This is a genomic window from Pseudomonas sp. P5_109, from assembly GCF_034009455.1.
Taxonomy (GTDB): Bacteria; Pseudomonadota; Gammaproteobacteria; order Pseudomonadales; family Pseudomonadaceae; genus Aquipseudomonas.
In genome coordinates this window covers 1776600-1799089 of the sequence record NZ_CP125380.1, presented here as the reverse complement: position 1 = coordinate 1799089, position 22490 = coordinate 1776600, and the positions used below count along the sequence as shown (strand labels likewise).

Below are 22490 nucleotides of genomic sequence, written 5' to 3'. Positions count from 1 at the left end.
CTGTTCCTTAGAGAAGGCCAGTGTCCTTTTGCGTAGCGATCAGCCTTGCACCGCAGGAAGTCAGGTCACCGTCACGAGCAACCGCCCTGTCATCGACCAGCAGTGTTTCATCACCACTTTCGATCATGCATTCCCCGTGCGGACACAAGACTCGATCTCCGACTCTCGCAACCGCGAGACCGTTGATATCCGTCCAGGGCGATCCTTCACACACCCGCCCTCCATCAGAGGTCGGGTCGTCGATTACGATGATGGGGCGCATGGTGAATTTCCGTGTTTGAACATGTGCAGGACATCAGCCCAAAACCAAGAGCAAATACAGGCACCGCACGGTACGGACGGAAGCCGACCGTCTCAAGTCAGCCCTTTCCTCAAATCAAGTAGTCCAATTCCTAGGACCACGTAGGTCGTATCCCAGGGGCGACCCTGCCCGAGATCTCGAAGCGCCTGTTCGCGAAAATGGATGTACTGGGATTGCGGACGTGGATGGGGGCTTTATCTCTCGATCGCCGAGATCATTACGTGTGTGTGTCGAAGGTGAAGGGGAAGTTTCCGGCTGGGCAGGATCCGGATGCGTTGATGGTGGAGAAGGATGTTACCGAGCGCGGGGATGATTACTGAGCTTTTGAGGACGCCTTCGCGAGCAAGCCCGCTCCCACATTTGGGCCTTCGCGAACACAAATTTTGTGTGCGACATTGATCCAGTGTGGGAGCGGGCTTGCTCGCGAAGGCAATCTCAAAAAACCGCAAAAACTCAGTTCTTGCGCAACTTGCTCATCAACTCCGGCGCGTGACGTGTTCAAACTTGAAAAAATGCAATAGCTTGAAACTGCGACCGACAATCAGGCCATTGATGAGCCCCGCCCCGAGCGCCGCTCCGGCAACCGTCGACATTTCATTGGCCAGTTCCGGATACATGGCCGCCTGGTAACCTTCGTAATAACGCCAGGCAAAAAAGCCCCAATACACAATCAGTATCTTGATCGTACCGGGTAGAACCAGATATTTCCCTTCGCACTGCAGATTGTTGTACGAGAAAAAACGCTGTGCCAGCAACCACCCCGCGAGTAATCCCGACGCATAGGTTGAAAGCTGGATTGCAATGTCCTGGGAGGGATTGAGCGATGCGAGGGACAGAGCCACGAATATCACCGGGGATATCTGCAATGACCTTTTCGATACGTGGTTCCTGAAACAGGCGATGACACCGTAGTAACTCAGAATAAAAAACACCGCATAAACCCACAGCGGTGTACCACGCAAAATGTCGATCATAAGCCTTCCTGGCACTGTATAGGTTTGAGTGGTTCAAACTACTGATCGCTGGCTGCGAGCTCAAGACGGTGGAGTCTGAGAGTGTTATAGGCTGGAGACTACGAAGGCGTAGTCCCGGTCTGAGGATAGAGAGGAATGCGTCGGATCGCGAGGAAGATTGCTGCGCATTCGAGGACGCCTTCGCGAGCAAGCCCGCTCCCACACTGGATCAATGTCGTACACAAAATTTGTGTTCACAGAGGACCCAATGTGGGAGCGGGCTTGCTCCGGGCGGCGTTCCGACGAAGGCGATTTCAGCCGGATAGCAACACTCAGTTCTTGTGCAACTTGCTCATCAACTCCGCCTCAGCCTGGGTCAAGCCACAGGACTGGGTCAGTTCGTTGACGCTGGCGCCCATCCCGACCAGTCGCGCCGCCTGGGCGAACGACAGGCTCGAGGGGTCGCGTTGTTCCAGCTGAGCGAGTTTGTCCGGCAATGGCGCAACGATCGCCCGCAATTCATGCAGGTCTTCGCCCATGCGCACGTTGCCGTTCTGGTAGTCGTCGACGCGTTTGCCCAGGTCCTTGATGCGCTGGTCACGCAGCGCATCACCCTTGGCCTGTTGCACGGCGATCTGCTTCTGGGCGCGAATGTACGCCAGGAACATTGCCAGCGTACCTGCCCAAAACAGGAACAGGACAATGACCGCAACCTCGAGAATCAATCAGATACTCTCCAGTTCCGACCATTCTTCTTCGCTCATCATCTTGTCCAGCTCGACCAGGATGAGCAATTCGTTGTTCTTGTTGCACACGCCTTGAATGAACTTGGCGGACTCTTCATTACCCACGTTCGGCGCGGTTTCGATTTCCGACTGACGCAGGTAAACCACTTCGGCCACGCTGTCGACCATGATCCCGACCACTTGCTTGTCGGCTTCGATGATGACGATACGGGTGTTGTCGCTGATCTCGGCATTCATCAGGCCGAAGCGCTGGCGGGTGTCGATCACGGTGACGACGTTGCCGCGCAGGTTGATGATGCCCAGCACGTAACTCGGCGCACCCGGGACCGGGGCGATTTCGGTGTAGCGCAGGACTTCCTGGACGCGCATCACGTTGATGCCGTAGGTCTCGTTGTCCAGCTTGAAGGTGACCCATTGCAGGATCGGATCTTCGGAACCCTTTGCCGTCGTCGCCTTATCATTCATACCCTGACCCCTCAAGAAACCGCCCTAGCGGTGTGTGTTCCGTGCAACGCCATCGAGTGCCGTCGCCTGTTGTTTATTTAACGTTTGTCGGTTTGTGGTTCAGCTTGCTGCCGGACATGTGCTTTGCCCCGCCACTGGCGATCAACTCCGCCAACGAGGCGACGTCGAGCAAGGCGCACATGTGCTCAATCACCGTGCCGGCGAGCCATGGCCGCTGACCTCGATGACTTCTCCATTTGATTTCATTCGGGTCCAGGCGCAACGAGCGGCTGACCTGATGCACCGCCAGCCCCCACTCGTAGCCTTGCACCGAAATCACGTATTGCAGGCCCTGCTTGAAATCGTCGCGGTAGCGATCGGGCATGACCCAACGCGCGGTATCGAGCACCTTGAGGTTGCCGGCCTGGCTCGGCAGGATGCCCAGGAACCATTCGGGTTGGCCGAACAGCGGCGTCAGCTCGTGACCGGCCAGGGAATAGATCGACCCCAGGCACACCAGTGGCACTGCCAGGGTCAAACCGGCGACATCGAACAGCAGGCACTCGAACGGTTCGGCAGCCCAGGATGGACGACCGTCGGACTCCACCGGTGGCGGCGTGTTGCTCGGTGGCAGGTGCACTTCGACGACGGGCGGAACCAGCGTCTGCTGTACCTCGACGACGGCGGGCTGTACCTCGACCGGGGGCGGCACCAGGGCCTGCAGCAACGGCGCGATGGTCGAGACCGGCGCCATGACGGGTGCCGGCGCTTCGATAACCGCCTTGACCACTGGCGTAACCGATGCCCGTGCCGGGGCGGCCGTTACAGTCGCGGCGGCATCCCGGGCCTGTTCTTCGAGCACCGCTGCCTGGAACTCGTCCAGCACGGTTTCGGCGGTGATCTCCTCGGCCACTGCCTCCAGGGGCAGCGTCAACTCTTCAGTCACTTCCTGCAGCAGGCTGTCCAGGTAGGACTGCAACGCCAGTTGCGGGCGCGAGGAGGTCTTCAATGGGCGGTTCATGCGCACGCACCTGTAGGAGCGAGCCTGCTCGCGATGAGCCTGAGCGCGCCATGGGGTGTCAGGTTTCCCGCGTCATCGTTGACGACCATCGCGAGCAGGCTCGCTCCTACAAGGATCGGGGTCATGTCAGGTTTCCCGCGTCATCGTTGACGACCATCGCGAGCAAGCTCGCTCCTACAGGGATCGGGGTCATGTCAGGTTTCCCGCGTCTTCGTTGACGACCATCGCGAGCAAGCTCGCTCCTACAGGGATCGGGGTCATGTCAGGCCACCTGCGGAACGAGTTGTGCCGCCAGCAGATGCTTGAGCAATGCACGGTAGGCGAGAACGCCACGGCTCTTGCCGTCGAACTGCGAAGGTGTCAACCCGGCACGGCTGGCATCGCGCAGGCGCGTGTCCACCGGGATATAGCCTTGCCAGATTTCGTCGGGGAATTTGTCGCGCAGCACGCGCAATGTGCTGAGGGACGCCTGGGTGCGCCGGTCAAACAAGGTCGGCACGATGGTGAATGGCAATGCCTGTTTGCGTGAGCGGTTGATCATCGCCAGGGTGTTGACCATGCGCTCGAGGCCCTTGACCGCCAGGTGTTCGGTCTGCACCGGAATCACCAGTTGCTGGCTCGCCGCCAAGGCATTGACCATCAGCACGCCGAGCAATGGCGGGCTGTCGATCACCGCGTAATCGAAGTCCTGCCACAGTTGCGCCAGGCTCTTGGCAATCACCAGGCCCAAACCGCTCTGCCCCGGCGACTGGCGCTCAAGGGTGGCCAGCGCGGTGCTGGAGGGCAACAGGGAGATGCGTTCGTCGCTGGTCGACAGCAGCAGTTGACCCGGCAGGCCTTGGGGCACGTTGCCCTTGTGCAGGAACAGATCGTAGTTGCTGTGTTCCAGGGTGTCGGGGTCGTAACCGAAGTAGCTGGTCATGGAGCCATGAGGGTCGAGATCGACCACGACCACGCGCTTGCCCGCCTCGGCCAGCAACCCGGCTAAAGCGATGGAGGAAGTGGTTTTACCGACACCACCCTTTTGATTGGCGACTGCCCAGACTCTCATTCGGATTGTTCCTCCCGGCCGAACGGATCGTCCGAGAAATAGCTCAACGTGTTAATACGGGTGACGGAGAATTGACGGCGTTCTCTCGTACCGGCGACTTGACCGGGGTCGGTGCAGTTTGTGTGCCAGCACGCTTCAAGGCGGCATCCGGTTGCGCATTAGCGGTTCCGGTGCCGGTCAGACTGCGGCGCACATCGAGGTTGCGCGACACCACCAGCACCACGCGACGGTTGCGCGCGCGGCCTTCGGCGGTGGCGTTGTTGGCCACTGGCTGAAACTCGCCATAACCGACCGAAGCCAGGCGACCGGGGTTCACCCCCTGCATCGCCAACATGCGCACGATGCTGGCCGAGCGGGCCGAGGACAGCTCCCAGTTGGTCGGGTACTGCGCGGTGCGGATCGGTTGATCGTCAGTGAAACCTTCGACATGAATCGGGTTGTCGAACGGCTTGAGGATCGCCGCGACCTTGTCGATGATGTTGAACGCGATGTCGCTGGGCATGGCATCGCCACTGCCGAACAACAGACTTGAATTGAGCTCGATCTCGACCCACAACTCGTTGCCACGCACGGTCATCTGGTTGGAGCTGATCAGGTCACCGAACGCCGCGCTGATGTCGTCGGCGATGCTTTTGAGCGGGTCGCTGGCGCCGGAGACACCGGCATCGACCTGGTCACTGTCCTTGACCAGCGGCTTGGCCGGGGTCACGGTCTTCGGCCGCTCGTCACCGATGGGGATCGGCTTGAGCGAGCGATCGGAGTCGGTAAAGACCCCGACCAGCGCTTCGGAAATGACCTTGTACTTGCCTTCATTGATCGACGAGATCGAGTACATCACCACGAAAAAAGCAAACAGCAAGGTGATGAAGTCGGCATAGGAAACCAGCCAACGTTCATGGTTTACATGTTCATCATGTTGACGACGACGAGCCATAGTCCATTACCCCCATCAATCCATGAAGCCCTGGAGCTTCAACTCAATTGAGCGTGGGTTTTCACCTTCGGCGATCGACAGCAGTCCTTCCAGCAACATTTCGCGATAACGCGACTGGCGCAGCGCGATGGATTTGAGTTTGGCGGCAATCGGCAGCAGCACCAGGTTGGCACTGGCCACGCCGTAGATGGTGGCGACGAAGGCCACGGCGATGCCGTTACCCAGTTGCGACGGATCACCGAGGTTGCCCATCACGTGAATCAGGCCCATCACCGCACCGATGATGCCGATGGTCGGCGCGTAACCACCCATGCTTTCGAAGACCTTGGCCGCTTCGACATCGCGGCTTTCCTGGGTGTAGAAATCCACTTCCAGAATGCTGCGGATCGCTTCCGGCTCGGCTCCGTCGACCAGCAGTTGCAAGCCTTTGCGCGCGTAGTTGTCGGGCTCGGCGTCGGCGATTCCTTCAAGGCCCAACAGGCCTTCCTTGCGCGCGGTCAGGCTCCAGTTCACTACCCGGTCGATGCCACCGGCGAGGTCAACGCGCGGCGGGAACAGGATCCAGGCAAGGATCTGCATGGCGCGCTTGAAGGCGCTCATCGGCGATTGCAGCAGCGCGGCGCCAATGGTGCCGCCGAGCACGATCAGCGCTGCCGGGCCGTTGGCCAGGGCGCCGAGGTGACCGCCTTCAAGGTAGTTGCCGCCAATGATGGCGACGAAGGCCATGATGATGCCGATCAGGCTTAGAACATCCATCAGATACAAGCCTCGACCAGGTGCTTGCCAATGTCGTCGAGGCTGTACACCGCGTCGGCGAGTTCAGCTTTGACGATGGCCATCGGCATGCCGTAGATCACACAACTGGCTTCGTCCTGTGCCCAGATCGAACTGCCGCCCTGCTTGAGCAGGCGCGCGCCTTCACGACCGTCGGCGCCCATGCCGGTCAGGACGACCGCCAGAACTTTGTCGCCGTAGGTCTTGGCGGCCGAGCCGAACGTGATATCCACGCACGGCTTGTAGTTCAGACGCTCGTCACCCGGGAGGATTTTCACCGCGCCACGGCCGTCGATCATCATCTGCTTGCCACCCGGTGCCAGCAGCGCCAGGCCCGGACGCAGGATGTCGCCATCCTCGGCTTCCTTGACGCTGATGCGGCAGAGCTTGTCCAGGCGTTCGGCGAAGGCCTTGGTGAAGGCCGCCGGCATGTGTTGAACCAGCACGATCGGCGCCGGGAAATTGGCCGGCAACTGAGTCAGGACCCGCTGCAGGGCGACCGGTCCGCCGGTGGAGGTGCCGATGGCAACCAGCTTGTAGTTTTTGCGTTTTGGCGCAGGTGACGACGGGCTGGCCGCATGCGTACGCGCAGGGATCGGTGCCGGAGCCGGACGCACGGGCGCGCTGCTGCCAAAACTGCCCACGCTCGAAGGCGCGGGCATCGGGGCTGGCGCAGCGACAGGTGCTGGAGCGCTGTAGTGACTGACACGACGATTACTGCGCGAGATGCTCAGGATCTTCTCGCACAGCAGTTGCTTGACCTTCTCGGGGTTGCGCGAGATGTCTTCGAAGTTCTTCGGCAGGAAGTCCACCGCGCCGGCATCCAGCGCATCCAGGGTGACCCGGGCGCCTTCGTGGGTCAGCGAGGAGAACATCAGGACCGGGGTCGGGCAGCGTTGCATGATGTGCCGCACGGCGGTGATGCCGTCCATCATCGGCATCTCGTAGTCCATGGTGATCACGTCTGGCTTGAGCGCCAGTGCCTGATCGATCGCCTCTTTGCCGTTGGTCGCCGTGCCGACGACCTGGATGTTGGAATCCGCTGAAAGAATTTCCGAGACGCGGCGGCGGAAAAACCCCGAATCGTCCACCACCAGGACCTTGACTGCCATAAACACTCCATTAGATGGAGCGAGGCCAGGCGCCCCGCTCCACCAGAATCAAATACGCCGTGTGGCGTAACGCTTGAGCATGCTCGGAACATCGAGAATCAGCGCGATGCGGCCGTCACCGGTGATGGTGGCGCCGGACATGCCCGGAGTCCCCTGGAGCATTTTGCCCAATGGCTTGATGACCACTTCTTCCTGGCCCACCAGTTGATCGACGACAAAGCCGATCCGCTGCGTGCCCACCGAAAGGATCACCACGTGGCCCTCGCGCTGCTCTTCGTGAGCGGCGGAGCTGACCAGCCAGCGTTTGAGATAGAACAATGGCAGCGCCTTGTCCCGCACGATTACCACTTCCTGGCCGTCCACGACGTTGGTGGTCGACAGGTCGAGGTGGAAGATCTCGTTGACGTTCACCAGCGGGAACGCAAACGCCTGGTTGCCGAGCATGACCATCAGCGTCGGCATGATCGCCAGGGTCAGCGGCACTTTGATGACGATCTTCGAACCCTGGCCCTTGGCCGAGTAGATGTTGATCGAGCCATTGAGCTGGGAAATCTTGGTTTTCACCACGTCCATGCCCACGCCGCGACCCGATACGTCGGAAATCTCGGTCTTGGTCGAGAAACCCGGGGCGAAGATCAGGTTGTAGCATTCGGTATCGCTCAGGCGATCGGCGGCATCCTTGTCCATCACACCGCGTTTTACCGCGATGGAACGCAGGACATTCGGGTCCATGCCTTTGCCGTCGTCGGAGATCGACAGCAGGATGTGATCGCCTTCCTGCTCGGCCGCCAGGATCACCTTACCGCCACGGGCCTTGCCCGAGGCTTCGCGCTCTTCCGGCGACTCGATGCCGTGGTCGACCGCGTTGCGCACCAAGTGGACCAGCGGGTCGGCCAGGGCCTCGACGAGGTTCTTGTCGAGGTCGGTTTCTTCGCCGACCAGTTCCAGGTTGATCTCTTTCTTGAGCTGGCGCGCCAGGTCGCGAACCAGGCGCGGGAAGCGCCCGAAGACTTTCTTGATCGGTTGCATCCGGGTCTTCATGACCGCGGTCTGCAGGTCGGCCGTGACCACGTCGAGGTTCGACACGGCCTTGGACATGGCTTCGTCGCCGCTGTTGAGGCCCAGGCGGACCAGGCGGTTACGCACCAGCACCAATTCGCCGACCATGTTCATGATCTCATCGAGGCGCGCAGTGTCGACGCGTACGGTGGTCTCGGCTTCGCTCGCCGGTTTTTCCGCCGGTGGCGCGGCCGGAGCGCGGGACGATGCCGGTGCAGCAGCCGGGGCGGCAGCGGCTGCCGGGGCTTCGGCTTTTGGCTCCGGGGCCTTGGCGACCGGTTTCGGCGCCGCGGCCTTGGCTGCCGGTGCCGCAACAGCCGCATTCGAACCATTGGCCACAGTCGCGGTGCCGACTTCGCTGAACTTGCCCTTGCCGTGCAGTTCGTCAAGCAGCGCTTCGAACTCGTGATCGGAAATCAGATCGCTGCCGGCCGCCGCGGCGGTAGGTGCTGCAGGTGCAGGCACCGAAGCAATGGCCGATTCCAGCGCCTCGACGGCGAAGTTGCCCTTGCCGTGCAACTGGTCGAGCAGTGCTTCAAATTCGTCGTCAGTAATATCGGAACTGTCGCCCGCCGCTTTCGGTGCTTCTGGCGCAGCCGGAGCCGGCGCAACCGCATCGACGGCGAACTGGCCTTTGCCGTGCAACTGATCGAGCAACGACTCGAACTCGGCATCGGTGATTTCATCGCTGGCAGCGGTATCGCTGACCGGCGCAGACACAGCCGCCGGCGCCTCGGCCTGGGCCTTGACGGCATTCAGCGAGTCCAGCAACTGTTCAAATTCATTATCGGTAATGTCGCCCGAATCGGCTTCAGCCACCGGCGCTTCGACCACGGCGGCAACAGGCGCAGAGGCCACCTCGTCAGCCGACTGCGGCTCGGCCAGACGGGCCAATGCCGCCAGCAGTTCAGGCGTTGCAGCCGTGATCGGGCCACGCTCGCGGACTTCGCTGAACATGCCGTTCACCGCGTCCAGCGCTTCGAGAACCACGTCCATCAGTTCCGAATCGACGCGACGCTCACCCTTGCGCAGGATGTCGAACACGTTCTCGGCGATGTGGCAGCACTCCACCAGCTCGTTGAGCTGGAGGAAGCCGGCGCCCCCTTTTACAGTGTGAAAACCGCGAAAAATTGCATTGAGCAGATCCGCATCATCCGGACGGCTTTCCAGCTCGACCAGTTGCTCGGACAGTTGCTCTAGAATCTCGCCGGCCTCAACCAGGAAATCCTGAAGGATCTCTTCATCGGCGCCGAAGCTCATTAAGGGGGTGCTCCTACAGGTCTAAAAACCCAAAAAACCTAAAATGCTAAAACTCTAGAATCCCAGGCTGGATAACAAATCGTCCACATCGTCCTGACCGGACACAACGTCTTCTCTTTTATCGGCATGAATCTGCGGACCTTCACCCTGAGAGAGATGTTTTTGTGGATCTTTTTCAGCAAGCATCGCTTCACGGTCATGTTCGATGCCCGCAAAGCGGTCCACCTGGCTGGCCATGAGCACGAGCTTGAGCAGGTTGCTTTCAACTTCGGTGACCAACTGGGTCACGCGCTTGATCACTTGCCCCGTGAGGTCCTGGTAATCCTGGGCGAGCAGGATGTCGTTGAGGTTGCCCGACACCGCGCGATTGTCCGTGCCGCTGCGTGCCAGGAAGCCGTCGACCCGCCGGGCCAATTCACGGAACTCCTCGGCGCCGACTTCACGACGCATGAAGCGTCCCCAGTCCGTACTCAAGGCCTGGGCCTCATCCGCCAGGCTGTTGACCAGAGGCGTGGCACTTTCCACCAGATCCATGGTGCGATTGGCTGCGGCCTCGGTCAGCTTGACCACATACCCCAGGCGCTCGGCGGCATCGGTGATCTGCGACACTTCTTCGGCTTGCGGCATGTGCGGGTCAATCTGGAAATTGACGATCGCGCTGTGCAGCTCGCGGGTGAGCTTGCCCACCTCCTGATACAGGCCGCGGTCACGGGTCTGGTTGAGCTCATGGATCAATTGCACCGCGTCGCCGAACTTGCCTTTTTCAAGGCTCGCGACCAATTCGACGGCGTGTTTTTTCAGGGTCGACTCGAAATCGCCCAATGAAGATTCGTTATTGCCCATAGCTCCCCCGTGGCGCACTCATCAACCGATGCGTTCGAAAATCTTCTCGATTTTTTCTTTCAACGCCTGGGCCGTGAAGGGTTTGACCACATAGCCGTTAACGCCGGCCTGGGCCGCTTCGATGATCTGCTCACGCTTGGCTTCAGCGGTCACCATCAGCACCGGCAGGTGCTTGAGCTTCTCATCGGCACGCACGTGGCGCAGCAGATCGATACCGGTCATGCCAGGCATGTTCCAGTCCGTTACCAGAAAGTCGATGCTTCCGCTGTTGAGCACCGGAATGGCGGTAGTGCCATCGTCGGCCTCGACGGTGTTGGTGAACCCAAGGTCACGCAGCAGGTTCTTGATGATCCGCCGCATCGTTGAGAAGTCATCAACGATGAGGATTTTCATGTTCTTGTCCAATTCGACCTCCAAGCAGTCTTAAACGCGCCCAGCACCTGGACGCGCCATTTCAATCAATCCGGCAAAGCACTCAATGACTGTATGGAGCACAACAGATCGAGACCGGGGTAGTTCAACACCACACCAGCCTCGTTCGCAGTGTCCCCACACTGCCTTCAGCGCGCTCGCCACTCCCCCAAACGCCCCCGCAAACGGGCCGCGCACTGGCTGTGTAACTGGCTGACCCGCGATTCGCTGACCCCCAGGACCTCACCGATTTCCTTGAGGTTCAACTCTTCGTCGTAGTACAGCGCCAACACCAGTCGCTCACGCTCCGGCAAATTGGCAATCGCATCCGCCAGCGCAGCCTGGAAGCGTTCATCTTCCAGATCGCGTGACGGCTCGAGATGAGCACTCGCGCCATCCTCGTGCAGCCCTTCGTGTTCGCCGTCCTGCAACAGGTCGTCGAAACTGAATAAGCGGCTGCCCAGCGTGTCGTTCAAAATTCCGTAGTAATCGTCGAGACTCAATTGGAGTTCGGCCGCAACTTCGTGATCTTTAGCGTCACGGCCGGTTTTCGCTTCAATCGAGCGAATAGCGTCGCTGACCATGCGCGTATTGCGGTGAACCGAACGAGGCGCCCAGTCCCCCTTGCGCACTTCATCGAGCATGGCGCCGCGGATTCGAATGCCCGCGTACGTCTCGAAACTGGCGCCTTTGCTGGCGTCATATTTGGTAGACACTTCAAGCAGGCCGATCATCCCGGCCTGGATCAGGTCTTCGACCTGGACACTGGCCGGCAAGCGCGCCAGCAAGTGGTAAGCAATGCGTTTAACCAGCGGCGCGTAACGCTCGATCAGCTCGTACTGCGCATCACGAGCTGATTTTTTGTAGAGGTTGTAACCGCTGGCTGTCATAGCACAGGTCCTGCTGTCTGCTGCACGAGACGCTCGACGAAAAACTCCAGGTGCCCGCGCGGGTTGGCCGGCAGCGGCCAGGTATCGACCTTCTGCGCGATGGCCTTGAACGCCAGCGAGCACTTGGAGCGCGGGAACGCCTCGTAGACAGCGCGCTGCTTCTGCACGGCCTTGCGCACGCTTTCGTCGTAAGGCACCGCGCCGACGTATTGTAGGGCGACGTCGAGGAAGCGATCCGTGACCTTGGTCAACTTGGCGAACAGGTTGCGCCCTTCCTGCGGGCTCTGGGCCATGTTGGCCAGGACGCGGAAGCGGTTCATGCCGTAGTCGCGATTGAGCAACTTGATCAAGGCGTAGGCATCGGTAATCGAGGTCGGCTCGTCGCACACCACCAGCAGTACTTCCTGGGCTGCGCGAACGAAGCTGACGACCGACTCACCAATGCCCGCGGCGGTGTCGATCACCAGGACGTCGAGGTTGTCGCCGATATCACTGAAGGCCTGGATCAGGCCAGCGTGTTGCGCAGGGCTCAGATGAACCATGCTTTGTGTGCCGGATGCGGCCGGAACGATACGAATGCCGCCTGGTCCCTGCAGCAGTACATCGCGCAGTTCGCAGCGGCCCTCGATCACGTCGGCCAGGGTACGTTTGGGTGTCAGGCCCAGCAGAACGTCGACGTTCGCCAGTCCCAGGTCGGCGTCCAGCAGCATGACGCGCCGGCCAAGCTCGGCCAAAGCCAGGGACAAGTTCACTGACACGTTAGTTTTCCCGACGCCACCTTTGCCGCCGGTCACCGCGATCACCTGTACGGGATGCATGCTGCCCATGTTATTTCTTTACCTTGTCTTGCATAGACGGAGGCCACATTACTGGCTGCGCGTTCACAAACGGAACAATGCATGGCAGACCATCGATGTAGGTACAAAAACGATTCATTATTACCTCAGCCAACCTGCTTGGTCGGGCTGTGGTAGATGTCAGCGAACATGTCAGCCATGGCTTCCTCGCTGGGTTCTTCCTGCATTTGCACGCTGACGGCGCGACTGACCAACTGATGACGGCGCGGCAGATGAAGATCATCCGGAATCCGCGGACCATCGGTCAGGTACGCCACCGGCAGCTCATGACTGATGGCCAGGCTCAACACCTCGCCCAGGCTTGCCGTTTCATCCAGTTTAGTCAGGATGCAGCCAGCGAGCCCGCAACGCTTGTAACTATGATAAGCGGCGGTTAGAACCTGTTTCTGGCTGGTGGTTGCCAGGACCAGATAATTTTTCGCGCGGATGCCACGACCGGCCAGACTCTCAAGCTGCATGCGCAGGGCCGGATCGCTGGCCTGCAGGCCGGCGGTATCGATCAGCACCACGCGCTTGCGCAGCAATGGCTCCAGCGCCTGCACCAGGGACTGGCCCGGATCGACGTGGGTCACCGACACATTGAGAATGCGCCCCAGGGTCTTGAGCTGCTCCTGGGCACCGATGCGGAAGCTGTCCATGCTCACCAGCGCAATGTTCTGCGCGCCATACTTGAGCACGTAACGGGCCGCCAGCTTGGCCAGGGTGGTGGTCTTGCCCATGCCGGCAGGACCGACCATGGCGATCACACCGCCCTCTTCCAGTGGCTCGACTTCCGGGGTAACGATCATGCGCGCCAGGTGCGCCAGCAGCATGCGCCAGGCCTGACGGGGCTCCTGGATTTCAGTGGTCAGCGCCAGCAAATCGCGCGACAGCGGGCCAGACAGGCCAATACGTTGCAGGCGACGCCAGAGATTGGCCTGGTCCGGACGGCTGCCTTGCAGCTGATTCCAGGCCAGGGACCCGAGCTGGACTTCCATGAGTTCGCGCAGGCTGTTGAGCTCGAAACGCATCGAGTCGAACGCGCGCGGGTCCACGCCAGCGGATGCCGGTGCAGCGGCCGGTGCGGGACGACGAGGTTCGGCGTACGTTGGTTCGATCAATGGTTCGGCGGCGGTCAACGGCAGGCCGGCGAACAACTGACGGTTGGTGCTGTTGTCGCTCTCGCCCTCGCCACGCAGGCTCAATTCGGCCTGGGCGGTGACGATCCGCGACTGCGTCTTGCGCAGCTCGTCTTCGAGTTCCATGTTCGGAACACGCGGCGCCAGCGCCGACAATTTGTAGTCCAGCGCAGCCGTCAGCTCGACCCCGCCGGCGATCCGGCGGTTGCCGATAATGGCGGCATCAGCGCCCAGCTCATCGCGAACCAGCTTCATGGCCTGACGCATATCGGCGGCGAAAAAACGCTTAACTTGCATAAACCACTACCTCAGCCGTTGGGCCCTACTGTCGCAACGATGGTCACTTGCTTGTTGTCAGGGATTTCCTGATAAGCCAACACGTGCAATCCCGGGACTGCGAGCCGGCCAAATCGCGAGAGCATCGCGCGAACCGGACCGGCCACCAGCAGAATCACCGGTTGACCTTGCATCTCCTGGCGCTGCGCCGCGTCGATCAGCGAGCGCTGCAGCTTCTCAGCCATGCTTGGCTCCAGCAGAACACCCTCTTCCGAGCCTTGCCCTGCCTTCTGCAGACTATTGAGCAATATCTGTTCCAACCTTGGCTCCAGCGTGATAACTGGCAGCTCCGACTCAGTGCCTACAATGCTTTGCACGATTGCGCGGGATACGCCAACCCGCACGGCAGCCACCAACGCGGCGGTATCTTGACTCTTGGCGGCATTGTTGGCGATGGCCTCGGCAATGCTGCGGATGTCACGCACAGGCACTTGTTCGGCCAGCAGCGCTTGCAGGACCTTGAGCAGCTGCGACAGCGAAACCACGCCCGGCACCAGCTCCTCGGCCAGTTTCGGCGAGCTTTTGGCCAGCAATTGCATGAGTTGCTGCACTTCTTCGTGACCGATCAGTTCACTGGAATGCTTGTAGAGTATCTGGTTCAGGTGGGTTGCCACTACTGTACTGGCATCGACCACCGTATAACCGAGGGATTGCGCCTGGGCGCGCTGGCTGATTTCGATCCAGACCGCCTCCAGGCCGAAAGCCGGATCTTTGGCGGTAATGCCGTTGAGCGTGCCGTAGACCTGCCCCGGGTTGATCGCCAGCTCGCGATCCGGGTAAATCTCTGCCTCGGCCAGGATCACCCCCATGAGGGTCAGGCGATAGGCGCTTGGCGCCAGGTCGAGGTTGTCGCGGATATGCACCGTCGGCATCAGGAAGCCCAGATCCTGGGACAGCTTCTTGCGCACCCCCTTGATCCGCGCCAGCAACTGGCCGCCCTGGTTGCGGTCCACCAGCGGAATCAGGCGATATCCCACTTCCAGGCCGATCATGTCGATGGGTGTCACGTCATCCCAGCCAAGCTCCTTGGTTTCCGCGGCGCGGGCCGGCGACGGCAGCAACTCCTGCTGGCGCTTGACCTCTTGCAGGGCCTGCACCTTGGCGACGTTCTGCTTTTTCCAGAACAGGTAGGCGCCACCGGCCGCCAGGGCCGCCATGCTCAGGAACGAGAAGTGCGGCATGCCGGGCACCAGGCCCATGACCGCCATCAAACCGGCTGCTACCGCCAGCGCCTTGGGCGAAGCGAACATCTGCCGATTGATCTGCTTGCCCATGTCTTCCGAACCGGAAGCACGGGTCACCATGATCGCCGCCGCTGTCGATAACAACAGTGATGGCAATTGCGCCACCAAACCGTCACCGATGGTCAGCAGCGCATACACCTTGCCGGCGTCGCCGAAGGTCATGCCGTGCTGGAAGATACCGACCGCCATGCCGCCGATCAGGTTGATGAACAGGATCAGCAGGCCGGCGATGGCATCACCACGGACGAATTTGCTGGCACCGTCCATCGAACCGTAGAACTCGGCTTCCTGAGCGACTTCCATCCGGCGCAGCTTGGCCTGGTTCTGATCGATGAGGCCGGCGTTGAGGTCGGCGTCGATCGCCATTTGCTTGCCGGGCATCGCATCGAGGGTGAAACGCGCGCTCACCTCGGAAATCCGCCCCGCGCCCTTGGTGACCACGACGAAGTTGATGATCATCAAGATCGCGAAGACCACGATACCGACCACGTAGTTACCGCCGATCACCACCTCGCCGAAGGCCTGGATCACCTTGCCGGCGGCCGCGTGGCCGTCCTGGCCGTGGAGCATCACCACTCGCGTGGAGGCCACGTTCAACGCCAGGCGCAACAGCGTCGCCACCAGCAGAATGGTCGGGAACACCGCAAAATCCAGCGGCCGCAAGGCGTAGACGCACACCAGCAGCACGACGATGGACAGGGCAATGTTGAAGGTGAAGAACACGTCGAGCAGGAACGGCGGCACCGGCAGCATCATCATCGCCAGCATGACCAGCAGCAACAGCGGCACGCCCAGATTGCCTCGACTGAGGTCGGCAATGTTGCTGCGGGCACTGTTGATTAACTGAGAGCGATCCACCGGTATTCCCCGTTCCTTTAAAGCAAACTTTTGACGCCTGAAGCAGGCTCGGGGCGGCTACTGCAAGAAGCTTTCCAACTTTTGCGAAGGGGCGAAACAGAGGGCTTTCGCTGGCCGCGACCGCTTGAATTTGCGCCGGCCTAATAGTCGGTTAATGCACCCCCTCCAACATCGCGCGCCACGATGCAAATCGACAAGACCTTGAATAGGAGGAAGGCAACGATGCCGAAGGCAAAAACCACGGAATACACCAACACCGCCAAGTGGCTGCACTGGGGCATGGCACTTGTCTGGATGAGCAGTTGGACGCTGGGGATCCTGGCCACGCACTGGCGAGATGAACTGAACCCCCACCACGAACTCACTTTTTTGCACAAGGCATTGGCTAGCACGCTGCTTTTCATGATTGTCGCGCGAGTTGCCTGGCGCCTGAAGCATCGGCCTCCAGCGCTGCCAGAGCATATGAGCGGACTGATGAAGCAAGGCGCGATGATGGGGCACATCCTGCTTTACGCCATTGCGCTGATTGGCTTGCCTCTTTCAGGCTGGTACTGGAGCTCTGTTGCAGACAAACCGATTCTTGTGGCGGGACTGTTTCTTTTACCGCCTCTGGTTGCCCCTGATCCAGACCTCTACGACCTGGCCAAGTACATTCATACCTGGACATCGTGGTTCTGTGGCGCACTGGTCGGCGGACATCTGCTGGTGGCCATAAAACACCACTTTATCGACAAGGACGACGTCCTCGCCGGAATGCTACTCAAAATCAGGCGCTGAGCTGAAAAGGCCGGCGCAGGCCAGTGCGGCTTGCGCAGAACCCAGTGGGAGCGGGCTTGCCCGCGAAGGAGCCAGCAGCGACAGCGCGAAACTCAGGAATCGCGGCGCAAATCCGGCGGAATCGGCAGGTCATCCTTGAGCGGATCCGGTCGCTTGCCCTTGCCCGCGCGGTACTGACGAATCTGGTAGACGTAAGCCAGCACCTGCGCGACCGCCAGATACAGCCCGCCGGGAATTTCCTGCTCAAGCTCGGTGGAGTAGTAGATCGAGCGTGCCAGCGCCGGAGATTCCAGCAGCAAAATCTCGTTGGCCGCCGCGATCTCGCGGATTTTCAACGCCAGGAAGTCACTACCCTTGGCGATCAGCATCGGCGCCCCGCCTTTGTCCGGGTCGTACTTGAGGGCCACGGCGTAGTGCGTCGGGTTGGTGATGACCACGTCGGCATCGGGAATCGCCGCCATCATCCGCCGCTGCGACATCTCGCGCTGCAACTGACGAATCCGCTGCTTGACCTCCGGACGACCTTCCTGGTCCTTGTGCTCGTCGCGCACTTCCTGCTTGGTCATCTTGAGTTTCTTGATGCTTTCCCAGAGCTGTATCGGCACATCGACGGCGGCGATGATGATCAGCCCGCAAGCCATCCACAGGGTGCTCCAGCCGACCACTTGCAGGCTGTGGATGATCGCCCGGTCCAGCGGTTCGTGAGCGATGCGCAGCAGGTCATCGATGTCCGCCGACAACACCAGCAAGGCCACGAACAACACGATGAAAAACTTCGCCAGAGCCTTGAGCAGTTCGGCCACGGCCTTGGCCGAGAACATGCGCTTGAGGCCTGCACCGGGGTTCATACGGCTGAATTTTGGGGCCATGGAGCCGGCTGCGAACAACCAGCCGCCGAGGGATATCGGACCGATCAAGGCGGCGAGCAACAAGGTGATCATCACCGGCTGAATCGCCAGCAGGGCAATCTGCCCCGAGTGCAGCAGATAGGTGCCCATCGCGCGCTGATCCAGCACCACCTCCCGCGACAGGGAAAAATTCAGGCGCATCAACTCCATCATGTCCTGGGCCAGCGCTCCGCCGAACACCAGCAGGGCACCGGCACCGGCGAGCATGATCGCCAGGGTATTGAGCTCCTTGGAACGGGCGATCTCACCCTTCTCCCGGGCGTCCTTTTTCTTTTTCTCAGTGGCGTCTTCTGTCTTGTCCTGACCGCTTTCGCTCTCAGCCATGTCTCAGCGCGCCTTTGCCAGTTCGCGTAAAAACTGCAGGGCCTCGGTGGCCAGCGGTTGATACTGGTTGAGAATGTCCGCCAGCCCGACCCAGACGATAAACAGGCCGAGCACCAGGGTCAGTGGGAAACCGATGGAAAAGATGTTCAGTTGCGGCGCAGCCCGGGTCATCACGCCAAAGGCGATGTTGACCACCAGCAGCGCGGTGATGGCCGGCAGCACCAGCAACAGTGCCGCACCGAGCACCCAGCCGAGCTTGCCGGCCAGTTCCCAGTAATGATTGACCATCAACCCACTGCCGACCGGCAGCGTGGTGAAGCTTTCGCTGAGCACCTCGAACACCACCAGATGGCCATTCATCGCCAGGAACATCAGCGTCACCAGCATGGTGAAGAACTGCCCGATCACCGCCACCGACACGCCGTTGGTGGGGTCGACCATCGAGGCGAAACCCATGCCCATCTGGATCGCGACGATCTGCCCGGCAACCACGAACGCCTGGAAGAACAACTGCAGCGAGAACCCCAGGATCGCGCCGACCAGGATCTGCTCGGCAATCAGCAACAACCCGCTCAAGTCCAGCGCATTCACCGCCGGCATCGGTGGCAGGCTGGGCGCGATGACTACGGTGATGGCCAGGGCGAAATACAGGCGGACGCGCTTGGGCACCAGGGACGTGCCGAACACCGGCATGACCATCAGCAAGGCGCCGACGCGAAACAACGGCAACATGAACGCCGCCACCCAGGTACTGATCTGGGTATCCGTCAGTTGCAGCAGCGAGGACATGGTTTAACCGATGACCTGCGGAATGCTGCCGTACAACTGCAGGATGTACTCCATGAAAGTCTGCACCAGCCACGGTCCGGCGACGATCAGGGTCACCAGCATCACCAGCAGGCGCGGCAGGAAGCTCAAGGTCTGTTCGTTGATCTGGGTGGCGGCCTGGAACATCGCCACCAGCAGGCCCACCAGCAGACTCGGAATCACCAGCACCGCCACCATCATGGTGGTCAGCCACAGCGCTTCACGGAAGATGTCGACCGCAACTTCTGGTGTCATGGCGAGACACCGCCAAAACTGCTGGCCAGCGTGCCAATGATCAGCGCCCAGCCATCCACCAGCACGAACAACATGATCTTGAACGGCAGGGAAATGATCAGCGGCGAGAGCATCATCATACCCATGGCCATCAACACACTGGCCACGACCAGGTCGATGATCAGGAACGGAATGAAGATCATGAAGCCGATCTGGAACGCCGTTTTCAACTCGGAGGTCACGAAGGCCGGCACCAGGATGGTCAAAGGCGCCTGATCCGGCGTCGCGATGTCAGTGCGCTTGGACAGGCGCATGAACAGCTCCAGATCGCTGGTGCGGGTCTGGGCGAGCATGAAATCCTTGATCGGCACCTGCGCCTTGGCGACCGCATCCTGGGCCGTCAGCTTTTCCGCCAGGTACGGCTGCAAGGCGTCCTGGTTCACCCGGTCGAACACCGGTGCCATGATGAACAGGGTCAGGAACAGCGCCATGCCGGTAAGGATCTGGTTCGACGGTGTCTGCTGCAGGCCCAGGGCCTGGCGCAGGATCGAGAAGACAATGATGATCCGGGTAAAGCTGGTCATCAGCATGACAAACGCCGGGATGAAGCTCAGCGCGGTCATGATCAGCAGGATTTGCAGGCTGACCGAGTATTCCTGCGCACCCTGCGCATTGGTACCCAGGGTGATGGCCGGGATCGACAGCGGATCGGCGGCGAATGCCAACGGCGCGGCCAGGATCAGGGCCAGCGTCAAGACGATGCGTAGCGCACCCATTACTTCTTATCCTTCTGATCTTTACCCAGCATCTCCAGCAGTCGCTGCGCAAACTCCGGTGTCGGCTTGTCGGTAGCCGGCACTTGCACCGGCTCCTTGAGGACGTGCAGCGCCGTGATGCTGCCAGGGCTCAAGCCCAACAGAATCTGCTCGTTGCCGACCTGTACCAGCATCAGGCGATCACGCGGCCCCAGCGCACGGGAGCCGACAATCTCGATCACCTGCCCCTTGCCCGCAGGACCCGCCTGCTGGACCCGACGCAGCAACCAGGCGAGGAGGAAGATCAGCCCCAGCACCAGCAGCAAGCCGAACACCAGTTGTGTCAGCTGGCCAGCCACACCGCTGCTCACTGCTGGCGCAGCAGCCGTGGTCGCCGTTGCGACAGGCTCAGCCGCCAGCACGCTGAACGGCATCGCCAACACAAATCCGAGAACCTTTTTCACTCAGCGCAGCTTCTTGATGCGTTCGCTTGGGCTGATCACATCCGTCAGGCGGATGCCGAACTTCTCGTTGACCACCACCACTTCGCCGTGGGCGATGAGCGTGCCGTTGACCAGCACGTCCAGCGGCTCGCCGGCCAGGCGATCGAGCTCGATCACCGAACCCTGGTTCAGTTGCAACAGGTTGCGGATGTTGATATCGGTGCTGCCCACTTCCATGGAAATCGACACCGGGATATCGAGGATCACGTCCAGGTTCGGGCCTTCGAGGCTGACCGGGTCGTTGTTTTTCGGCACGCTGCCGAACTCTTCCATTGGCAGGCGGTTGGACGCGGAATTGCCGGAATCGGCCGCCAGCAAGGCGTCGATATCAGCCTGTCCGGCATCACCGGTTTCTTCCAGGGCCGCAGCCCACTCATCGGCCAGAGCCTGATCGTCTTGCGTACTCATAGTGTCAGTGTCCTCGGCGAGCAAAAATTCAGAATTCGGTTAATTGCGAATGGGTACGAGCGCCGGTCAGCGGCGCTCGATCGGCTCGATCACTTGCAACGCCAGGTTGCCCTTGTGCGAACCCATCTTGACCTTGAAGGCCGGCACGCCGTTGGCGCGCATGATCATTTCTTCCGGCATGTCGACCGGAATCACATCCCCCGGCTGCATGTGCAGGATGTCGCGCAGGCGCAGCTGACGACGGGCGACTGTCGCACCGATTGGCACGTCGACGTCCAGCACGTCCTGGCGCAGGGCGTTGACCCAGCGCTCGTCCTGGTCGTCGAGGTCCGACTGGAAGCCGGCGTCGAGCATTTCGCGCACCGGCTCGATCATCGAGTACGGCATGGTCACGTGCAGGTCACCGCCACCGCCATCGAGTTCGATGTGGAAGGTCGACACCACAATAGCTTCGCTCGGGCCGACGATGTTGGCCATGGCCGGGTTCACTTCCGAGTTGATGTACTCGAAGTTGACTTCCATGATCGCCTGCCAGGCCTCTTTCAAATCGACGAACGCCTGCTCCAGCACCATGCGCACCACACGCAGCTCGGTCGGGGTGAACTCACGCCCTTCGATCTTGGCGTGCCGGCCGTCGCCACCGAAAAAGTTGTCCACCAGCTTGAACACCAGTTTGGCGTCGAGGATGAACAGCGCGGTGCCGCGCAGGGGCTTGATCTTGACCAGGTTGAGACTGGTCGGCACGTACAGCGAGTGCACGTATTCGCCGAACTTCATCACCTGCACGCCGCCAACCGCCACGTCTGCCGAGCGACGCAGCATGTTGAACATGCTGATGCGGGTATAGCGGGCGAAACGCTCGTTGATCATTTCCAGGGTCGGCATCCGTCCGCGGACGATGCGATCCTGGCTGGTCAGGTCGTAGCTTTTGACGGTGCCGGGTTCGGCAGCGTTTTCGGTCTGTACCAGACCATCGTCGACGCCATGCAACAGCGCGTCGATCTCATCCTGGGACAGCAGGTCCTGCACGGCCATGTCGTGTTCCTACTGCAGTACGAAATTAGTGAAAAGCAACTGTTCGATTACCACTTTGCCGAGCTCTTTCTGCGCCACTTCCTGCACGCTGGCGGTGGCTTTCTGCCGCAGCATTTCCTGGCCGACCGGCGAGGCGAGCGTGGCGAAGTCCTGCCCGGAGAACAGCATGACCAGGTTATTGCGGATCACCGGCATGTGGACCTTGAGCGCATCCAGGTCCACCTGGTTGCGCGCGAGCATGGTGATGCTCACTTGCATGTAGCGCTGGCGACCGTTCTGGTTGAAGTTGGCCACGAAAGCCGGTGCCATCGGCTCGAAAATCGCTGGCTGTTTACCGACGAGAGCGGTCTGCGCATCGGCGGCGGCAGGCTTGCTCTGAGCGCTGTGCATGAAGTACCAGGTCGCGCCCACGGACACACCGATCGCCAGCAGCAGGGCCACCACGATCAGGATAATCAGCTTGAGTTTGCCTTTGGTTGCGGGGTCTTTTACTGCTGCGTCGCTCTTCGCCATGCCAATAATCCGTC

The 22490-nt window shown here is 60.6% G+C and carries 25 protein-coding genes and 1 pseudogene; 2 read left to right on the top strand and 24 right to left on the bottom strand.

All coding sequences use genetic code 11. The annotated features are described in order from the left end of the window. Nucleotides 1-7 precede the first annotated feature (7 nt). Entirely contained in the window at nucleotides 8-262 is a 255-nt protein-coding gene (locus QMK54_RS08020) for a PAAR domain-containing protein (RefSeq protein ID WP_150673909.1), read from the bottom strand. 231 nt (nucleotides 263-493) lie between these two features. Between QMK54_RS08020 and QMK54_RS08015 the strand changes: the two are divergent. After that, nucleotides 494-621, top strand: a pseudogene (locus QMK54_RS08015) (flagellar biosynthesis protein FlhB); the annotation flags it as partial. Nucleotides 622-777: 156 nt separating this feature from the next. Here QMK54_RS08015 and QMK54_RS08010 read toward each other — a convergent pair. The 15 genes from QMK54_RS08010 to flhA form a co-directional block, all read right to left on the bottom strand. After that, on the bottom strand, nucleotides 778-1275 hold the full coding sequence (locus QMK54_RS08010; protein ID WP_320402309.1) for a hypothetical protein: 498 nt from the start codon (nucleotides 1273-1275) through the stop codon (nucleotides 778-780). 311 nt (nucleotides 1276-1586) lie between these two features. After that, nucleotides 1587-1979, bottom strand: a complete 393-nt coding sequence (locus QMK54_RS08005) for a DUF2802 domain-containing protein (RefSeq protein WP_110663368.1) — start codon at nucleotides 1977-1979, stop codon at nucleotides 1587-1589. After that, nucleotides 1980-2465 carry a chemotaxis protein CheW gene (locus QMK54_RS08000; protein WP_320402308.1) on the bottom strand — a complete coding sequence of 162 codons (486 nt, stop codon included), beginning with the start codon at nucleotides 2463-2465 and terminating at the stop codon, nucleotides 1980-1982. A 73-nt stretch (nucleotides 2466-2538) separates the two neighbouring features. Further along, nucleotides 2539-3465 carry a CheW domain-containing protein gene (locus QMK54_RS07995; protein ID WP_320402307.1) on the bottom strand — a complete coding sequence of 309 codons (927 nt, stop codon included), beginning with the start codon at nucleotides 3463-3465 and terminating at the stop codon, nucleotides 2539-2541. Between the two features lie 262 nt (nucleotides 3466-3727). Beyond that, complete coding sequence (locus QMK54_RS07990) at nucleotides 3728-4516, bottom strand: ParA family protein (protein WP_223591211.1); 789 nt, start codon at nucleotides 4514-4516, stop codon at nucleotides 3728-3730. A gap of 43 nt (nucleotides 4517-4559) precedes the next feature. Continuing rightward, nucleotides 4560-5450: a flagellar motor protein MotD gene (gene motD / locus QMK54_RS07985; RefSeq protein WP_110661497.1), complete on the bottom strand. Its 891-nt coding sequence runs from the start codon at nucleotides 5448-5450 to the stop codon at nucleotides 4560-4562. A gap of 15 nt (nucleotides 5451-5465) precedes the next feature. Continuing rightward, entirely contained in the window at nucleotides 5466-6206 is a 741-nt protein-coding gene (locus tag QMK54_RS07980; RefSeq protein ID WP_085716992.1) for a flagellar motor protein, read from the bottom strand. Then, complete coding sequence (locus QMK54_RS07975; RefSeq protein ID WP_110661499.1) at nucleotides 6206-7336, bottom strand: protein-glutamate methylesterase/protein-glutamine glutaminase; 1131 nt, start codon at nucleotides 7334-7336, stop codon at nucleotides 6206-6208. The genes QMK54_RS07980 and QMK54_RS07975 overlap by 1 nt, the downstream gene beginning before the upstream one ends. A 48-nt stretch (nucleotides 7337-7384) precedes the next feature. Beyond that, nucleotides 7385-9655, bottom strand: coding sequence for a chemotaxis protein CheA (locus QMK54_RS07970; RefSeq protein ID WP_320402306.1), 2271 nt, complete (start codon nucleotides 9653-9655; stop codon nucleotides 7385-7387). 54 nt (nucleotides 9656-9709) lie between these two features. After that, the gene (locus QMK54_RS07965; protein WP_110661503.1) at nucleotides 9710-10498 is read right to left on the bottom strand and encodes a protein phosphatase CheZ; all 789 of its coding nucleotides are present in this window, start codon (nucleotides 10496-10498) and stop codon (nucleotides 9710-9712) included. A 21-nt stretch (nucleotides 10499-10519) separates the two neighbouring features. Continuing rightward, the gene (locus QMK54_RS07960; protein ID WP_003183998.1) at nucleotides 10520-10891 is read right to left on the bottom strand and encodes a chemotaxis response regulator CheY; all 372 of its coding nucleotides are present in this window, start codon (nucleotides 10889-10891) and stop codon (nucleotides 10520-10522) included. A gap of 167 nt (nucleotides 10892-11058) precedes the next feature. Continuing rightward, a complete protein-coding gene (gene fliA / locus QMK54_RS07955) occupies nucleotides 11059-11799 on the bottom strand; it encodes an RNA polymerase sigma factor FliA (protein WP_007894214.1) in 741 nt (246 codons plus the stop codon). Next, nucleotides 11796-12626: a flagellar synthesis regulator FleN gene (gene fleN, locus QMK54_RS07950; protein ID WP_007975361.1), complete on the bottom strand. Its 831-nt coding sequence runs from the start codon at nucleotides 12624-12626 to the stop codon at nucleotides 11796-11798. The genes fliA and fleN overlap by 4 nt, the downstream gene beginning before the upstream one ends. Before the next feature lie 116 nt (nucleotides 12627-12742). Beyond that, nucleotides 12743-14071 carry a flagellar biosynthesis protein FlhF gene (gene flhF / locus QMK54_RS07945; RefSeq protein WP_110661505.1) on the bottom strand — a complete coding sequence of 443 codons (1329 nt, stop codon included), beginning with the start codon at nucleotides 14069-14071 and terminating at the stop codon, nucleotides 12743-12745. A gap of 11 nt (nucleotides 14072-14082) precedes the next feature. Then, on the bottom strand, nucleotides 14083-16212 hold the full coding sequence (flhA, locus tag QMK54_RS07940; RefSeq protein ID WP_110661507.1) for a flagellar biosynthesis protein FlhA: 2130 nt from the start codon (nucleotides 16210-16212) through the stop codon (nucleotides 14083-14085). Between the two features lie 222 nt (nucleotides 16213-16434). Here flhA and QMK54_RS07935 point away from each other — a divergent pair, with 222 nt between their 5' ends. Further along, nucleotides 16435-16989 carry a cytochrome b gene (locus QMK54_RS07935; RefSeq protein WP_223591220.1) on the top strand — a complete coding sequence of 185 codons (555 nt, stop codon included), beginning with the start codon at nucleotides 16435-16437 and terminating at the stop codon, nucleotides 16987-16989. A 92-nt stretch (nucleotides 16990-17081) separates the two neighbouring features. Here QMK54_RS07935 and flhB read toward each other — a convergent pair whose 3' ends face one another. The 8 genes from flhB to fliL form a co-directional block, all read right to left on the bottom strand. Beyond that, on the bottom strand, nucleotides 17082-18221 hold the full coding sequence (gene flhB / locus QMK54_RS07930; protein ID WP_320402305.1) for a flagellar biosynthesis protein FlhB: 1140 nt from the start codon (nucleotides 18219-18221) through the stop codon (nucleotides 17082-17084). 3 nt (nucleotides 18222-18224) lie between these two features. Continuing rightward, complete coding sequence (gene fliR / locus QMK54_RS07925) at nucleotides 18225-19010, bottom strand: flagellar biosynthetic protein FliR (protein WP_320402304.1); 786 nt, start codon at nucleotides 19008-19010, stop codon at nucleotides 18225-18227. A 3-nt stretch (nucleotides 19011-19013) separates the two neighbouring features. Next, nucleotides 19014-19283, bottom strand: a complete 270-nt coding sequence (gene fliQ, locus QMK54_RS07920; RefSeq protein ID WP_007948918.1) for a flagellar biosynthesis protein FliQ — start codon at nucleotides 19281-19283, stop codon at nucleotides 19014-19016. Continuing rightward, nucleotides 19280-20038 carry a flagellar type III secretion system pore protein FliP gene (gene fliP / locus QMK54_RS07915; protein WP_110659566.1) on the bottom strand — a complete coding sequence of 253 codons (759 nt, stop codon included), beginning with the start codon at nucleotides 20036-20038 and terminating at the stop codon, nucleotides 19280-19282. The genes fliQ and fliP overlap by 4 nt, the downstream gene beginning before the upstream one ends. Beyond that, the gene (gene fliO, locus QMK54_RS07910) at nucleotides 20038-20451 is read right to left on the bottom strand and encodes a flagellar biosynthetic protein FliO (protein ID WP_263296104.1); all 414 of its coding nucleotides are present in this window, start codon (nucleotides 20449-20451) and stop codon (nucleotides 20038-20040) included. The genes fliP and fliO overlap by 1 nt, the downstream gene beginning before the upstream one ends. A 30-nt stretch (nucleotides 20452-20481) precedes the next feature. Continuing rightward, entirely contained in the window at nucleotides 20482-20928 is a 447-nt protein-coding gene (fliN, locus tag QMK54_RS07905; RefSeq protein ID WP_095944071.1) for a flagellar motor switch protein FliN, read from the bottom strand. 66 nt (nucleotides 20929-20994) lie between these two features. After that, nucleotides 20995-21963 (bottom strand): flagellar motor switch protein FliM, encoded by a 969-nt coding sequence (fliM, locus tag QMK54_RS07900; RefSeq protein WP_103394738.1) that lies wholly within the window; start codon nucleotides 21961-21963, stop codon nucleotides 20995-20997. Between the two features lie 9 nt (nucleotides 21964-21972). Further along, complete coding sequence (fliL, locus tag QMK54_RS07895) at nucleotides 21973-22476, bottom strand: flagellar basal body-associated protein FliL (RefSeq protein WP_110659564.1); 504 nt, start codon at nucleotides 22474-22476, stop codon at nucleotides 21973-21975. Nucleotides 22477-22490: the final 14 nt, after the last annotated feature.

Coding starts and splice junctions, on each gene's coding strand:
- QMK54_RS08020 (WP_150673909.1), bottom strand. CDS start 262: ATGCGCCCCATCATCGTAATCGACGACCCGACCTCTGATGGAGGGCGG.
- QMK54_RS08010 (WP_320402309.1), bottom strand. CDS start 1,275: ATGATCGACATTTTGCGTGGTACACCGCTGTGGGTTTATGCGGTGTTT.
- QMK54_RS08000 (WP_320402308.1), bottom strand. CDS start 2,465: ATGAATGATAAGGCGACGACGGCAAAGGGTTCCGAAGATCCGATCCTG.
- QMK54_RS07995 (WP_320402307.1), bottom strand. CDS start 3,465: ATGAACCGCCCATTGAAGACCTCCTCGCGCCCGCAACTGGCGTTGCAG.
- QMK54_RS07990 (WP_223591211.1), bottom strand. CDS start 4,516: ATGAGAGTCTGGGCAGTCGCCAATCAAAAGGGTGGTGTCGGTAAAACC.
- motD (WP_110661497.1), bottom strand. CDS start 5,450: ATGGCTCGTCGTCGTCAACATGATGAACATGTAAACCATGAACGTTGG.
- QMK54_RS07980 (WP_085716992.1), bottom strand. CDS start 6,206: ATGGATGTTCTAAGCCTGATCGGCATCATCATGGCCTTCGTCGCCATC.
- QMK54_RS07975 (WP_110661499.1), bottom strand. CDS start 7,336: ATGGCAGTCAAGGTCCTGGTGGTGGACGATTCGGGGTTTTTCCGCCGC.
- QMK54_RS07970 (WP_320402306.1), bottom strand. CDS start 9,655: ATGAGCTTCGGCGCCGATGAAGAGATCCTTCAGGATTTCCTGGTTGAG.
- QMK54_RS07965 (WP_110661503.1), bottom strand. CDS start 10,498: ATGGGCAATAACGAATCTTCATTGGGCGATTTCGAGTCGACCCTGAAA.
- QMK54_RS07960 (WP_003183998.1), bottom strand. CDS start 10,891: ATGAAAATCCTCATCGTTGATGACTTCTCAACGATGCGGCGGATCATC.
- fliA (WP_007894214.1), bottom strand. CDS start 11,799: ATGACAGCCAGCGGTTACAACCTCTACAAAAAATCAGCTCGTGATGCG.
- fleN (WP_007975361.1), bottom strand. CDS start 12,626: ATGGGCAGCATGCATCCCGTACAGGTGATCGCGGTGACCGGCGGCAAA.
- flhF (WP_110661505.1), bottom strand. CDS start 14,071: ATGCAAGTTAAGCGTTTTTTCGCCGCCGATATGCGTCAGGCCATGAAG.
- QMK54_RS07935 (WP_223591220.1), top strand. CDS start 16,435: ATGCCGAAGGCAAAAACCACGGAATACACCAACACCGCCAAGTGGCTG.
- flhB (WP_320402305.1), bottom strand. CDS start 18,221: ATGGCTGAGAGCGAAAGCGGTCAGGACAAGACAGAAGACGCCACTGAG.
- fliR (WP_320402304.1), bottom strand. CDS start 19,010: ATGTCCTCGCTGCTGCAACTGACGGATACCCAGATCAGTACCTGGGTG.
- fliQ (WP_007948918.1), bottom strand. CDS start 19,283: ATGACACCAGAAGTTGCGGTCGACATCTTCCGTGAAGCGCTGTGGCTG.
- fliP (WP_110659566.1), bottom strand. CDS start 20,038: ATGGGTGCGCTACGCATCGTCTTGACGCTGGCCCTGATCCTGGCCGCG.
- fliO (WP_263296104.1), bottom strand. CDS start 20,451: ATGCCGTTCAGCGTGCTGGCGGCTGAGCCTGTCGCAACGGCGACCACG.
- fliN (WP_095944071.1), bottom strand. CDS start 20,928: ATGAGTACGCAAGACGATCAGGCTCTGGCCGATGAGTGGGCTGCGGCC.
- fliM (WP_103394738.1), bottom strand. CDS start 21,963: ATGGCCGTGCAGGACCTGCTGTCCCAGGATGAGATCGACGCGCTGTTG.
- fliL (WP_110659564.1), bottom strand. CDS start 22,476: ATGGCGAAGAGCGACGCAGCAGTAAAAGACCCCGCAACCAAAGGCAAA.